Genomic DNA, 13,570 nt, shown 5'->3' with positions numbered 1-13,570 from the left:
GGCGTTCTCTCGCTTTCTCAACGATGCCGGTTAGTGGACGGCCGCTTCAAGGGAAGCAGCCTGCCCGCCGGCAAGCAGAAGCAATTCGTGTTCGGATGTTTCATGGGCACTGCGAACCGCTACGCAATGACCGTCCCGCAGAACGATGATGCGATCCGAGACCGCGAGCAGCTCTTCGAATTCGGAAGAGACTATGATGACTGACTGACCTTCGCTGGCCAGTTTGCGTACAAGACGCAGGATGTCAGTCTTTGCTCCGATGTCGATGCCGGCCGTGGGCTCGTCAAGCAGGAATAGCTTCACGTTGCTATAGAGCCACTTGGCGATGGTAACCTTCTGGGCGTTACCACCGCTGAGGTCCTTCACAAGGATGTCGGGCGAACTTGCCTTGATCGATAGAGTGCGGATCGCTTCCCAACCGCGTTCGCGCTCGCGTTCCTCGACTGGCATTGAATTCAGAACAGAGACGCCGCCCAGTGCTGGCAACGTGGTGTTTCGCCAAATCTCGAACTCCGGGACTAAGCCCTGAGCCATTCGGTCTTCCGGGACCATACCCATCCCCGCCTTTACGGCCGCTCCGGTGTTGCGCGCAACCGCCAATCCGTCGAGCAGCACTGTCCCGGTAGCGTTTCGGTCGGAGCCATAGATCGCGTGAAGGAATTCGCTCCGGCCAGAGCCCAGAAGCCCGGCAACGCCTAAGACCTCTCCACGAGCGACATCCAGCGAAATAGGGCCAAAGCGACCCTTGGAGGCCAGGTTCTGCAACTGCAGACGCGCCGTTCCAGTGGTTGGTGTCCGTTCCTGCGCTTGTCGCTCGAGGGCGACAATCTGCTTTCCGACAATGGCTTCGGCAATACGGTCTTCGTCCAGGTCCGCAGTGTTGGCACGGAGGACGGCCGTTCCGTCTCGCAAGACGGTAACTTGGTCAGTCAGCGCCATCACTTCATCCAAGAAGTGGCTGACGAACAAGATCGCTTTGTTTTCCCCCTTCGAGAGCCGCCGTACGGTGGCGTAAACCAGCTCACGCTCGTCCGCTGCCAAGGAGGCCGTAGGCTCATCCATGACGATCAGATCGGCTCCGGTCCCCACAGCTGTCATGATGGACACCATTTGGCGCTCGCCGATGGAGAGATCACCCACCAGCGCATCGGGATCGAGACGATAGCCAATGCGTTCGCACAGGGTCTCGTATTCCCGGCGGATGCCCGTGGAGAGACGCCAGAGACCGCGGTTGCCGAGGAAGATATTCTCGATAACGGAGAGTGTCGGGACCAAGGGAATGTGTTGGTGAACGGTGGCAACCCCCATGTCGTTGGCTGCCTTGGGGCTATCCCATTTCACTGGCTCACCTCGCCAGATTATGTCGCCCAGCGTGGCCCAATACGCGCCGGACAGGATTTTGATCAGCGTGGATTTGCCAGCGCCGTTCGCGCCAAGCAGGCCGTGGACTTTGCCCTGCTCGATGTCGAGATCGACACCGCGCAGGGCGAGTGTGCCATTGGGAAATCCCTTAACAACACCACGTAATTGCATGATCGGGTTTTCGTGTTGCAAAGGACACCTCCCATTCATCAATCGAAAGATCTCACCACTGCTCAGGGCAGGAGTCGATGGTTTCCTTGGTGATCGGAGGCATGTCGTAAGTCACGAAGCGACCTTTGGGAGTTTCCGGCTTTGTCGCAGCCTCGTAGAGGGCGTCAAACATCAGCTTGCCGAGAAGTTGAGGTCTCGTGCAGACCGAGCCATACATTTCCCCGGCAAGGATTGCGTCGTGGCCGAGTTTAGATCCACCGCCAGTCGCGATTAGTTTCGGCTTCGAGGCTGATGCATCGATTGCGCGTGCACATCCGATCGCCATGTCGTCGGCATGGCTGTAAATCAAGTCGATGTCGGGATGAGCCGTCAGGAAGTTCTGGCAAACGGCTTCGCCTTCATCGGGTGTCCAGTTCGTCGGCTGCTCGGCAACGATGGTGTATTTCGCCCCAGCCTTGTCCAGTGCGGCTTTGAAACCGTCGGTATCGAGCTTGACGATCGTGTAGGCCGGATCACCCATGACGATGCCAATTTTAGCTGTCTTGTCCTTTGGCAACACACCAGCTGCCATCTCGCCAGCAACAACTCCGGACTGATAGTTGTCCGTTGCAACCAGGGCCGATAGGCCTGGGTAGGGGTCTTTCAGTTGACGCTTCGCTGAATCGCCGACCTGTAAGGCGATAGCTACGATTGGCACCTTTGCGTCGCTGACCTTGTCAACAAACCCTTCCGCGACGACGGAGTCGAGCGGGAGGAAACCAATTGCATCGACCTTCTGAGAAAGCAGATCGTCGAGGGAGTTCCCCTGCTTTTCCACGCTGCCGCGCGGGTCAATGACGACTGTTTTAACGCCCTTTTCTTTGGCGGCCTCCTCGAAGCCCTTGGCCGTCATGACGTTGTAGGGATATTCGAGGCTCGCCGGAACGTAGCCGAAGGTCAGGTCTTTCGCCATTGCGGAACCGGCGAAGAGCAGGGCTGTCAGCGTCAAAGCTGACGACCGGAAAATCGAGCCTGATACGGCCTTGGAGTGTGTGCGGTATCTATTCTGCGTAGCGTGCATGGAAACCTCCCTCATGCATGTTGCTCCTCCGATCCCAGCGTCTGAAGACGTGGGTCTCCGGCATCGGTCTCCGGTATTTCCACCTGGCCAAACAGCTAGTATCGCCAAGTAATCTGTTAGGCTTTGCGAGCGCGGCCTATGCTCCCGAATGGCCAGCGTCTCGTGCCTCCTGATTAAATTGGGTAACACGCTAGAACTGCTCAAAACAGTGGGGCGACCAAGGTGGTATAACGTAAGGTTATAACGGCAGATCGCGCCGGATAGGGCCTAAAGCATTGGCTTAGCGCTTCGCTTATAGAGGCTAGACTGCAGTCTCAACGCTATGACGGGTTATAATCCCGAGCTATAAGCCACGCGGCCTGAGCCGCATTCGCCCCTTATCGTTGTTGTGCTGATGCGCGAGATTTGCGAGCAGCAACTGCGTTCCAAGGGCGCAGCGGGTAAATGGCCGGGCCAGGCCCGAGCCAGCGAGGTGGAGGAAAGACTATGAAGGGTCTCGTGTTTCTAGGCGAGGGGAAGATGGAGTTTCGGGACTATCCCGATCCAGTTCCCGGTCCTGATGAGGTTATCGTAAGGATCAAGGCGTCCGGAATGTGCGGTAGCGACCTGAACCACCTCAACGAGCCCAAGAGGCGCGAGGATCAAATCGTCATCGAAGGGCATGAGCCCTGCGGTATTGTCGAAGAGGTTGGGTCCGCGGTTCGTCCATGGGAAGCGCGGGTTGGTGATCGGGTCATGGTATACCATTATGACGGATGCCGCACGTGCCCGAACTGCCGCACCGGTTGGATGCAGAACTGCGACAACACCCGGATCGCGTTCGGCGGGAATGGCCATGGGGCGCACGCTCCTTTCATGAAGGTGCCGGCTCACACGATCATCAAGCTTCCGGAGCAGCTTTCGTTCAACGCGGGAGCAGCCGTTGGATGTGGTAGCGGCACGGCTTACGCCGCTTTGAAAAGGGTCAATTTGCTCGCGGATGAGACGATCGCGATCTTCGGACAGGGGCCGGTGGGCCTAAGCTGCACCGTCTTCGCCAGGGCCTTCGGTGCGCGCGTCATCGCCCTCGACGTTGGTGAAGAACGCCTCCAAATGGCCAAAGACTTCGGGGCGGACTTTGTCATAAACCCGATGAAAGACGATCCCGTGAAGGCTATACGCGACCTCACGAAAGGTGGCCTGGGGGCAGACAAAGCGATCGAATGTAGTTCCAACTTGGTGGCGCGCCAGCAGGCCCTTCAGGCTATCAGGCGGTGGGGAACTACCTGCCTGGTAGGGGTCCATGGCTCGATGCAGTTTGAGTGCGACGAACTCATCACCAATCAGAAAAACCTCGTGGGCTCGCTCACCTTCAACAAGAACCTTCAGGATGAGTGCGCGGGCTTCGTCGCCGAACGCGGTATAGACGTGGACGCGCTCTTTACACACGAGTTCCAGCTTGATCAGGCCGTCGAGGCCTACGCTCTCTTCGAGCAGCGGAAAATCGGCAAGGGCGTGTTCGTGTTCGATTAAGGGCGCTGTCACGGCCAGCTTCGCGCCTACGTCGCGATCTTGCAAGAAACGCGGGCAGGGGACGGCATACTCCGGGATCGAAAACCCCCTATTTTTTAGGGAGAATACCCGGGTGTTCTATGGTGACGACAAGAAGTCGATTGACGGACTTATTCTCTTGGTGGCGTAGGATATTGCGCCATCTGAGGCTGGCAGACGCTGAACTCCAAATCTGTCCGATCGAAATCGAAGAAGCAGGTATCGCTCGTGAAACCTTTTATCGCATGTTTGATGCTGACGTCACCGGATGGAAGCCTTCATCCAAGTCGATGGACCAAGTCACCGGACGGAGACCGTTCCGACTTTTCGAAAATCTGCGACAAGGTGCGCGAGGAACTTCGGTGCCAAGCATGGATGGTGGGTCGCGTGACCATGGCGGAGATGGCGAAAGGTGCTCCCCACGCACCTGAAGGTTCGCAAAAGGTGGCCAGGCCTACCCATTTCGCAAACCGCGAGGCGAAGAGCTTTGGGATCGCGATCGACCGATCGGGCGCTGTTCACTACAGAGGACCGGACCTCTTCGGCGATCACATCATTGCGCTACTCGGACACGATGTTCCTGACAGCTATCTTGCTGAGTTGGCGGCAGACGGCGTCTCGTACGTCGTCGCCGAGACTGCCGATTTTGACGTCGGGGAATTGCTGGCTGTCGTGAATCGGGAGCTTGGTATCGAACGGATCGTGCTTGAAGGCGGCGCGGCGACCAACGGTGCATTACTGGCCAGTGGATTGGTGGATGAACTCAACTTCATCGTTGCGCCGGCCTTGGAAGCACGGTCCGGCACCGACAGCGTGGTGGAGTTCGGCACCGATGGCCTAGCTGGCAAGGTGGAACTCTCCTTGATTGAATGCCAGCAGCTCGGTCACGGGATGGTCAACCTTCGCTATGCAGCAAGCAAGCCATCAAATTCGTAGTTTTGCGCTGGATATCCCGACGAGTTCCGTGCTTGTGATTGATCGAGGGTAAGTGTTGCTACTCTTCGAGCGCTTGGTCCTTCTTCCGGCGGATCGAAGGAAGAAGCATTGCGCCGAGAGCGAGGGCCGCGATCGCGAGGAGCACGGCGCTGACAGGACGCTCTACGAAGACCCAAGCGCTGCCGCGGGATACGACCATGGCCCGCCTCAGATACTCTTCCAGCATCGGTCCCAACACGAAGCCGATCAGCAGAGGTGCTGGCTCGAGCGCGAGCTTGAAGAACACGTATCCCAGGAAGCCGAACAGGACCGTCTCGAACACATTGAACGGCGAATAGTTTACCGAGTAGACGCCGATGGCGCAGAACACGAGGATCGCCGGATACAGGTACTTGTACGGAAGCCTCAGGAGCGACACCCACATCCCGATCAATGGCAGATTGATCACAAGCAACATCAGGTTCCCGATCCACATGCTGACAATCAGACCCCAGAACAAAGCGGGCTGGGCCTGGATCACGCCAGGGCCAGGCTGAATACCGTGGATCATCAGGCCGCCGATCATGAGAGCCATAACTGCATTTGCCGGGATGCCGAGGGTGAGCATCGGAATGAACGAGGTCTGCGAAGCAGCGTTGTTCGCGCTTTCAGGGCCGGCGACACCCTCGATTGCTCCGGTGCCGAACTCGTGGCCGTATTTCGAGACCTTCCTCTCGAGCATGTATGAGGCGAAGGTTGACAGTGCCAATCCGCCACCGGGGAGGATGCCAAGAATTGATCCCACGATGGTGCCGCGGATCACCGACGGCGTTGCCCGCTTGAACTCTTCCTTGGTCAGCATCAAGCTTCCCACCTTGGCGACCGTCCCGCTCCGGTTTTCCGGGTGTTCAAGATTGCGGATGATTTCGGCGACACCGAATATCCCCATTGCCACGGCTACGAAGTCGATGCCCTCGAAAAGTTCGAAGAAGCCGAACGAAAACCGGACCTGGCCGCTCTGGACGTCTGTGCCGACGAGGCCGAGCGCCACCCCGAGCACGAGCATGGCGATCGACTTGAAGATGCTACCTTGGGCGAGCACCGTTGCGATGATCAGGCCAAGGAGGATCAGTGAGAAATACTCTGCCGGGCCAAAAGAGAGCGCGAGGTTCGTCAGTAGGGGGCCGGAAGCGGCGACTACCAGCGTTGCCACAGTTCCAGCGAAAAACGATCCTATCGCCGCTGTGGCCAAGGCCGCGCCGGCTCGGCCCCGTTTCGCCATCTTGTGACCCTCCAGTGTCGTTACGACAGCCGTGACTTCGCCGGGCAGGTTCAAGAGGATCGCCGACGTGGACCCACCGTACTGAGCGCCGTAGTAGATGCCGGAAAGCATGATCAGCGCTGTAATTGGGTCCAACGCAAAGGTCAGCGGGAGAAGAAGGGCGATGGTCGCGAGCGGACCGATACCGGGAAGGACCCCGATTGCCGTTCCGATCATGCAGCCGATGAAGGCGAAGCCGAGATTGTGAAAAGTCATCGCGACCGAAAGGCCGAGGGCGAGGTTCTCGATCATGGCTTTCTCGCTCAGAACTGGGTGAGGGCGGGAGGCAGGAACGACACGTTCAAGCCAAGTCCGAGAGTGAATACTGCCCAACAGATCGCAACGAGCGCCACAGTCAGGCCGGCGATCCCCCGGATGGTCTGCTCCCTGTCAGCGAGGCCACTGATCACGACGACGACCGCGACCGAGACGGCCATCCCGACACGCTCGATCAGGACGCCGAATGCCGCCATCGCGCCAAGGATCAGGACCATCTCCCTCCACGCCCAACTCTCCAGGGGATCGTGCTCGCCTTTGATGCCGAGAATGGCCACCGCTGCGCCGAGCAGGCCCAGCAAACCGAAGACAAGCATCGGCATGTAGCCAGGCCCCATTTGGGCGGCCGAACCGATTTCGTAGTCCTGATTATAGTAGAGCCCGGCTAGAGCGACGGCGACCAGGAACACCCCGGCCGTCACATCTTTCGCTCCCAGCGGACGGCGTGGAGACGGAGCTGGTTGATCGTTTTGCATTTGAGTGTTCCCCGGTTTTGTTTTCAGTGGAAGGAACGGCCGCCATCGACCGCTAGCGCTGCGCCCGTGACGTAGGAGGATTCCGATGACGTAAGGAACAGAAGCGCTCGCGCAATTTCTTCTGGGTCGGCCAACCGCTTGAGCGCGTAGATGCCCACATTGGCGCGGTAGCCATCCGCCATTGGCGTGTCCACCATACCGGGTGCGATGCTGTTGACCCTAATCTTCGGCGCGAGTTCCGCAGCAAGCGCGCGGGTCAGGTTTACCACGCCGCCCTTGGATGCCGCGTAGGCCGTGTGGCCGGGTGCGTTCGGCAGAAGTCCCTGAGCCGAGGCGATGTTCACGATCGTGGAGTGCTCGTGCAACTGCAGGAACGGAATGCAGCAGCGCGCGACGATGTATGTGCCGGTCAGATTGACTTCGATGATCCGACGCCAATCGTCGGCCGGCACCTCGGTAGCAAGCCCCTTGGACATGATACCTGCCGCGTTGATCAGTCCATCGATGCCATCCATCTCGGACGCGGCCTTTTCGACGGCCCGTGCAACGTCAGGTTCATTAGTGATATCGACGCTGCAGAAGCCGGCAGCAATCTCCTCGGCGACCTTTTGAACCGCGTCGGTGTTTCGGTCGAAGAGAGTGACTTTCGCGCCTTCCGCCACAAACAGGCCGGCTGTCGTGCGGCCGATACCCGAGGCAGCTCCCGTGACAATAATCCTTCGGCCGGCCAGTCTTACGGATTGGCCTGTGGTATGTGCCGAGGTTGAAAGGGGTGATGCGCTCATTGCGGTTTACTTTCTTGTATTAAGTTCGCTTGGTGCAGTCTGCGCTTCGCGCGTGGAAAGGGACCATCACCGCATGATGAAGGGATTGGTTGGGCCTTCGGTCGCCGTGGACAGGAAGACGCTCTTGGTCTCGAGATATTCGTTGATCGCCTCGATCCCGCTCTCTCGCCCAAGGCCGGATTTCTTGGTCCCGCCAAACGGCATCATGAAGCTGTAGGCACGGTAGGTGTTCACCCAGACGGTTCCTACCTTGAGGGCCTTCGTCATGCGCATCGCGCGGCCGATGTTCTGCGTCCACACACCAGCGACGAGGCCATAGGCGATGTCGTTGCCGATCCTTGTGGCATCTTCTTCGGTATCGAACTCGATGATGGACAGGACCGGGCCGAAGACCTCCTCCTGTGCGATCCTCATGTCGTTGGTGACGTCGGAGAAGATGGTCGGCTCCACGAACTGGCCAGCACTCAGGCCCGCACCGGTGGCTCTGTTGCCGCCGAGGATGCATCGCGCGCCGTCTTTGCGGGCGATCTCTATGTAATCCAGGACTTTTTGAAACTGCGGAGGTGTCGAAATCGGACCGACGTTGGTGTTCGGGTCCATCGGATCGCCCATCCTGATGTACCGAGCGAGATCCACGAGTTTGGTCGTGAAAACGTCCTTGATCGAGTTCTGGACCAATAGGCGGGAGCCGGCGGTGCACATTTGTCCGGCTGCACCGAAGATGCCGGACACGACGCCCGCCGCAGCCAGGTCGAGATCGGCGTCTTCGAATACGATGTTGGGTGACTTGCCGCCCAGCTCAAGCGCGACTCGCTTCATCTGCTTGGCAGCGGTCTCGTAGATTTTTGCTCCGGTCAAATCGGAGCCCGTGAAGGTTATCATCGCGACATCGGGATGTTCGACAAGTGCCGCGCCTGCATCATGTCCATAGCCCGTGACAACGTTGAACGCTCCGTCTGGCATCCCGGCTTCCTTGATGATCGCTGCAAGCTCCAGCGTGCTGGCCGAGGCGAATTCGGACGGCTTCACGACGACGGTGCAGCCGGCCGCCAGGGCAGGCGCGCATTTTACGGTGGCAAACCAGATCGGTGAATTCCAGGCGGTTAGGGCGGCTACCACGCCGATGGGTTCGCGCATCGTGAACGCCATGGTGTCTGGCTTCTCGACAGGTATCCATGCGCCTTCGATCTTGTCGGCGAGACCAGCGTAGTAGTACCAGCACTCGGCCACGCCGTTAAGCTGGCCACGGACTTCGGCGAGCAGTTTGCCGTTGTCCCGAGCTTCGATCTCGGCAATCCGATCGGCATCACGCGTGATGAGATCGCCGATTTTCCGCATGATCCTGCCGCGTGCAGTCGCTGTCAGCTTTGACCAGGGGCCGTTGTCGAGGGCTTCGCGGGCCGCCTTTACCGCGCGGTCCACGTCTCCCCGCGTCGCTCGAGCCAATTCCGCCCACGGCTTGCCGTGATAGGGGTCGAGAGTTTCGATATGCTCTCCGCGTTCTCCGTCGGTGAACTGCCCGTCAATGAAAAGTTGGTAGCTGCGCATCTTCACTCCTTGAATTCGTCTTGCTGGGCAGCGAATTACGTTTCGCCGACGGGAGCCCGCAGCGAAAACGGGTCCCATCGGCGATTGCACAGCGGTCCGCACCCGTCGGCCGTTCATTTGCTGGCGGCCATTGCCGCCAGCTCAGTTGTTCAGTCGAATGTTGTTTTCCGTAATGACCTTGCGAAATTTGTCCTGCTCAGCCTTCAGGAAAGCCGTGAGTTCGTCGCCGGTCTTGATGTCGGTCTGGAAAGACAGCGGCGTGAAGCGCTCCTGGAACTTGGGGTCTTTGACGCCCTTCACGATCGCAGCGGAGAACTTCGTCACCACTTCGTCGGGAACCCCCTTTGGGGCGGCATAGCTGTACCAGACGCGCGAGTTGACCTGCGGATAGCCGATCTCCGCCGTCGTTGGGACGTTCGGCAAGTTGGTTGTTCGGGCAGGGGAAGTGACCGCCAAGACCCGTACGTTGGGATCATCCTTGAGCAACGCGGCCTCTCGAGCCGACGCGAAGATCATCTGGGTGAAGCCGCCTGCGAGAGCCTGAATGCCCTCGGGATTGTTCTTGTAGGAGACGTGGACACCTTTGCCCCCGGCCTCCTTGAGGAACATCGTGGCTGTCAGGTGTCCCATCGTGCCGACGCCGCCGCTGGCAAAAGTCACGCCATCCGGTGACTTGGCCACAGCCATCAACTCGTCGATGCTCGTGATTCCTGCCTTGGCGGAGACGATGAGCGCCAGTGGGTAACCGCCGATTTCGACGATCGGTACAAAGTCATCGAGGCCATACTGGAGGTTATCTCTAAGGACGGTCTGAACCAGTCCGGCAGTGATCAGGCAGAGGATATTGTATCCGTCTGGCTTGGCTCCGGCGACGGCATTTCCTGCCACAGTAGTTGAGCCGCCTGCACGATTTTCGATCACAACAGGCTGTCCGAGTTCCTCGCTCGCTGTCTGCGCCAGGAAGCGGCTGAGCGTGTCATCATCCCCGCCAGGCGCGTTCCCGATGTTGATGGTGATAGGTCGTACCGGCCACTCGGCCGCGCGGGCATCCGATACCCGCGTCAACAGTCCTGCTGAAATAGCTGCAGTCGTACCGAGCAAAACGTTTCGTCTCGTAATCATGGAATTCTCCCCCTGGTAAACATCCATGCCGCGATCAGCACCGCCCGACCTCCCGTCGGGCTCCAGCGCAAACTGCCGATAGTGGCCTGCGACGCGCTTAATCGAACCCGTCGAGCCGACTCTGTAAAGGCGAAAACCCGATCTAACGCCAAAGGTTATAAGCGCGTGTTATATGGTGGGGCCGGGGTGCCCGTGTCGAATCCCCCGCCACGTCTAAGCTTTGCGGTCCTACGGGATGGTGTATTTTTGGGGTGGCGCGCTTGCCATTTAGACGCTTATCGTGAGCCGATGAAATCGCTATCTGATGGAATGTGGTTGAAACGCGCAGCTGATCGAGGATGAAGTGACAGTGACCGACATGTCCGCCGAAGACGAGAAATATCGCGCGCCGGCGCTCACGAAAGGCCTCGACATTTTGGAGCTACTGGCATCCGCCAGCGATGGGCTTACCCAGGTCGAGATCGGAAAGATGCTCGGCCGAACGACGTCCGAAATCTTCCGCATGCTTGTGGTGCTCAGCCAGCGGGGCTACGTCGAGCTTAGCGGAGATGACCGCTACCAGCTGACAACAAAGCTGTTCGAAGTTGCCCACCGCCATCCTCCGATCCGCCGGCTGACCGCGATTGCAGGCGACGCGATGCAGAAGCTGGCAAATCGGATCAACCAATCCATCCACCTGTGTATCCTGCAGGGTGGGCGGCTGTTGGTCGTCGCCCAGGTGGACTGCCCCGACAACAACCTGAACTCCGTTCGGCTCGGAGCGCAAATCCCGATTTTCGATTCGGCATCAGGCCGCGTGCTGGCTGCGTTCATGGATGACGCGGCTTTGGAGCACCTGCTCACTTTGGCCGGAACGGAAGCCGGAGAGCGCCGGGACAGGTTTCTGGCCGATCTTCCCGGGGTGCGCGATGTGGGTTATTGCGAGGGCCCGTCACTTACGCTCGCCGGTGTGACGAACTTATCCGCACCTATTTTCGACTACACCGGCAAGGCTGTCGCCGCGATTACCACGCCATTCATACACCGGCTAAACAGCGCATCGCACGTGCCTGTGCCCGAGGCGCGTAACGCGCTCGTTGAGACCTGTCGGGACCTCTCGAAAAGGATGGGCGCGGGAGCAGCCGTCGACCGGTAGTCTTCCTCGAACAAGGCACTTTTGGAGGGCTCGGCAAATCGCCGGGCCCCTTTTGTATCTGAAACTCTATTGCGCAAATAAAATGTTGACGGCATCTTCAACATATGAAAGCCTATTTCATATACAAAATTATACGAGCTTTCCCCGACAGGGGTTGGCCGCCATGGAGGAGCAGGCATGCAGAGATTTGAGGGCAAAGTTGTCTTGGTGACGGGAGCAGGCAGCGGCATTGGTGCGGCTGCCGTTAAGCGGTTGCACGCCGAAGGCGCGACCGTAATTGCCGTTGATGTCACGGAGGAGGGCGTCTCGAAGGTTGTCCAGGAGATCGGCGACCGGACGAGAGTGGAAGGCATCGCACTGGATGTCTGCGACCATTCTGCGTCCATCGAGACAGTTGCGGATGTGCGCAAACGCCACGGGGCGCTACACGGCCTGGTCAATTGTGCTGGCATCAAGGGCGTCGGCAGCATCGTGGATGTCGAACCGGAGAGCTTCGGTCGCGTCATGGCGGTTAACCTCGAGGGCACGATCAACCTCTGCCAAGCCTTCGTGCAAGCGGTGAAAGACGATACCGGCGACCGCGCGATCGTGAACATCTCCTCTGGCGCGGGTGTAATGGGCGTTGCGAACAGGCTACCTTACGTGGCCTCCAAGTTCGCGGTGTCCGGCATCACGAAATCGATGTCGCCTGAACTCGGGCCGCTTGGCATTCGCGTGAACGCGGTAGCGCCGGGCATGACTAAAACACCGTTCACCGAATACATGCTGCAGGACCCGGCTGCCGTGGAGCGGGTCAATGCCAAGCATCCGATCGGCAGAATGGGAGAGCCCGAGGAAATTGCGGCTGTCATCCTCTTCCTTCTGACCAAGGATGCAAGCTTCATGACCGGCGCGATTGTCGCGGTCGACGGAGGCCAGACCGCTTGCCTTTGATCTGTTGGTGCTGACCAACGAGGGAGGATGCGTTGGCCGATATTCGACTTTTAGTGGACTGCAAAAACAATCTCGGCGAAGGCCCGGTTTGGGACGTCCGCGAACAGTGCTTGTACTGGGTGGACAGCACGGCAGGGGAGATATGGTCCTGCCGTGAAGACGGAAGCGACGTTCGCACTTTCTATGTGCCGACGTACATCGGTTCCATGGCCCTCCGTGAAAACGGAGGCGCTGTGCTGGCGCTGGCAAGCGGGTTCGCCCTCTACGAGTTCAATTCCCAGCGGATCGAGTACGTTGGAAATCCGCTGGCCGACCAACCCGACTACAGGTTCAACGACGGCAAGGTCGATCGACGAGGCAGGTTTTTCGCGGGGTGCATGGGCTACGACTTCCATCCGCTTGATGTGACCATCCCCAGAAACCCCTCAAGGAACGGGTCGCTGTACCGCTTGGACCCCGACCTTCGCGTAACTCAGGTAGACACGGGGTTCATCTGCTTCAATGCACCGTGCTGGAGCCCGGACAGCCGGACGTTCTACTGCGGTGACTCCGAGCACAAGGCCATCTGGGCGTACAACTACGATCTTGAAACGGGTGACGTCAGCGACAAGCGTCTCTTTGTATCCGACGCGGGCTACGGAAGCACGGTAGACGGCGCGACCGTCGACACCGACGGCTTCATTTGGAACGCGAAGGTCCTTGGGGGCCGGATCGTCCGATACAGGCCGGATGGGATCATCGACCGGGTAGTCGACGTGCCGGTGCGCAACGTGACGAGCATCATGTTCGGCGGCCCCGACCTGGACATTCTTTATTTCACCAGCATGGGACGCCCGATGCGCGGCATCCCGCCTAAGGAACACGGTGCCGGGGGCCTGTTCGCCATTCATGGTCTCGGGGTCAAAGGACTTCCTGAGACCCGGTTCGCCGGCTGAC

At 59.1% G+C, this 13,570-nt stretch carries 12 protein-coding genes and 1 pseudogene; 6 read left to right on the top strand and 7 right to left on the bottom strand.

From position 1 onward, the window contains the following. Nucleotides 1–30: 30 nt before the first annotated feature. Together CUJ84_RS16705 and CUJ84_RS16700 are read right to left on the bottom strand one after the other, a co-directional pair. Complete coding sequence (locus CUJ84_RS16705) at nt 31–1,554, bottom strand: sugar ABC transporter ATP-binding protein (protein WP_245457488.1); 1,524 nt, start codon at nt 1,552–1,554, stop codon at nt 31–33. 31 nt (nt 1,555–1,585) lie between these two features. Next, complete coding sequence (locus CUJ84_RS16700) at nt 1,586–2,608, bottom strand: sugar ABC transporter substrate-binding protein (protein ID WP_105007027.1); 1,023 nt, start codon at nt 2,606–2,608, stop codon at nt 1,586–1,588. A gap of 471 nt (nt 2,609–3,079) precedes the next feature. On the opposite strand from CUJ84_RS16700, the gene CUJ84_RS16695 reads away from it, so the two are divergent. The 3 genes and pseudogenes from CUJ84_RS16695 (at nt 3,080) to CUJ84_RS16685 (ending at nt 5,059) form a co-directional block, all read left to right on the top strand. Beyond that, entirely contained in the window at nt 3,080–4,105 is a 1,026-nt protein-coding gene (locus tag CUJ84_RS16695; protein WP_105007026.1) for a zinc-dependent alcohol dehydrogenase family protein, read from the top strand. A gap of 46 nt (nt 4,106–4,151) precedes the next feature. After that, nucleotides 4,152–4,274 (top strand): annotated as a pseudogene (locus CUJ84_RS38000) (NAD(P)(+) transhydrogenase (Re/Si-specific) subunit beta); the annotation flags it as partial. 77 nt (nt 4,275–4,351) lie between these two features. After that, the gene (locus tag CUJ84_RS16685) at nt 4,352–5,059 is read left to right on the top strand and encodes a dihydrofolate reductase family protein (protein WP_105007024.1); all 708 of its coding nucleotides are present in this window, start codon (nt 4,352–4,354) and stop codon (nt 5,057–5,059) included. Nucleotides 5,060–5,117: 58 nt separating this feature from the next. Here CUJ84_RS16685 and CUJ84_RS16680 read toward each other — a convergent pair whose 3' ends face one another. The 5 genes from CUJ84_RS16680 to CUJ84_RS16660 form a co-directional block, all read right to left on the bottom strand. Next, nucleotides 5,118–6,611, bottom strand: a complete 1,494-nt coding sequence (locus CUJ84_RS16680; RefSeq protein ID WP_105007023.1) for a tripartite tricarboxylate transporter permease — start codon at nt 6,609–6,611, stop codon at nt 5,118–5,120. Between the two features lie 11 nt (nt 6,612–6,622). After that, a complete protein-coding gene (locus CUJ84_RS16675; RefSeq protein WP_105007022.1) occupies nt 6,623–7,111 on the bottom strand; it encodes a tripartite tricarboxylate transporter TctB family protein in 489 nt (162 codons plus the stop codon). Between the two features lie 23 nt (nt 7,112–7,134). Next, nucleotides 7,135–7,773, bottom strand: coding sequence for an SDR family NAD(P)-dependent oxidoreductase (locus CUJ84_RS16670; protein ID WP_245457487.1), 639 nt, complete (start codon nt 7,771–7,773; stop codon nt 7,135–7,137). A 189-nt stretch (nt 7,774–7,962) separates the two neighbouring features. Next, nucleotides 7,963–9,444 carry an aldehyde dehydrogenase gene (locus CUJ84_RS16665; RefSeq protein ID WP_105007020.1) on the bottom strand — a complete coding sequence of 494 codons (1,482 nt, stop codon included), beginning with the start codon at nt 9,442–9,444 and terminating at the stop codon, nt 7,963–7,965. Between the two features lie 141 nt (nt 9,445–9,585). Next, a complete protein-coding gene (locus tag CUJ84_RS16660) occupies nt 9,586–10,566 on the bottom strand; it encodes a Bug family tripartite tricarboxylate transporter substrate binding protein (protein ID WP_105007019.1) in 981 nt (326 codons plus the stop codon). A 358-nt stretch (nt 10,567–10,924) separates the two neighbouring features. Here CUJ84_RS16660 and CUJ84_RS16655 point away from each other — a divergent pair, with 358 nt between their 5' ends. The 3 genes from CUJ84_RS16655 to CUJ84_RS16645 all read left to right on the top strand — a co-directional run bounded on the left by CUJ84_RS16655 (nt 10,925) and on the right by CUJ84_RS16645 (nt 13,569). Next, nucleotides 10,925–11,701: an IclR family transcriptional regulator gene (locus tag CUJ84_RS16655; protein ID WP_041936962.1), complete on the top strand. Its 777-nt coding sequence runs from the start codon at nt 10,925–10,927 to the stop codon at nt 11,699–11,701. A 177-nt stretch (nt 11,702–11,878) separates the two neighbouring features. Next, complete coding sequence (locus tag CUJ84_RS16650; RefSeq protein ID WP_105007018.1) at nt 11,879–12,634, top strand: SDR family NAD(P)-dependent oxidoreductase; 756 nt, start codon at nt 11,879–11,881, stop codon at nt 12,632–12,634. A gap of 32 nt (nt 12,635–12,666) precedes the next feature. Then, nucleotides 12,667–13,569, top strand: coding sequence for an SMP-30/gluconolactonase/LRE family protein (locus tag CUJ84_RS16645; protein ID WP_105007017.1), 903 nt, complete (start codon nt 12,667–12,669; stop codon nt 13,567–13,569). Nucleotide 13,570 lies beyond the last annotated feature (1 nt).

The organism is Rhizobium leguminosarum (assembly GCF_002953715.1).
GTDB lineage: Bacteria > Pseudomonadota > Alphaproteobacteria > Rhizobiales > Rhizobiaceae > Rhizobium > Rhizobium leguminosarum_V.
Note: the sequence above shows the minus strand (reverse complement) of the source record. Positions and strands in the feature narration are given on the sequence as shown.

Excerpts from the sequence above, each read along its gene's own strand:
- CUJ84_RS16695 (WP_105007026.1), top strand. The coding sequence starts at position 3,080 with ATGAAGGGTCTCGTGTTTCTAGGCGAGGGGAAGATGGAGTTTCGGGAC.
- CUJ84_RS16680 (WP_105007023.1), bottom strand. The coding sequence starts at position 6,611 with ATGATCGAGAACCTCGCCCTCGGCCTTTCGGTCGCGATGACTTTTCAC.
- CUJ84_RS16675 (WP_105007022.1), bottom strand. The coding sequence starts at position 7,111 with ATGCAAAACGATCAACCAGCTCCGTCTCCACGCCGTCCGCTGGGAGCG.
- CUJ84_RS16655 (WP_041936962.1), top strand. The coding sequence starts at position 10,925 with ATGTCCGCCGAAGACGAGAAATATCGCGCGCCGGCGCTCACGAAAGGC.
- CUJ84_RS16665 (WP_105007020.1), bottom strand. The coding sequence starts at position 9,444 with ATGCGCAGCTACCAACTTTTCATTGACGGGCAGTTCACCGACGGAGAA.
- CUJ84_RS16660 (WP_105007019.1), bottom strand. The coding sequence starts at position 10,566 with ATGATTACGAGACGAAACGTTTTGCTCGGTACGACTGCAGCTATTTCA.
- CUJ84_RS16650 (WP_105007018.1), top strand. The coding sequence starts at position 11,879 with ATGCAGAGATTTGAGGGCAAAGTTGTCTTGGTGACGGGAGCAGGCAGC.
- CUJ84_RS16700 (WP_105007027.1), bottom strand. The coding sequence starts at position 2,608 with ATGAGGGAGGTTTCCATGCACGCTACGCAGAATAGATACCGCACACAC.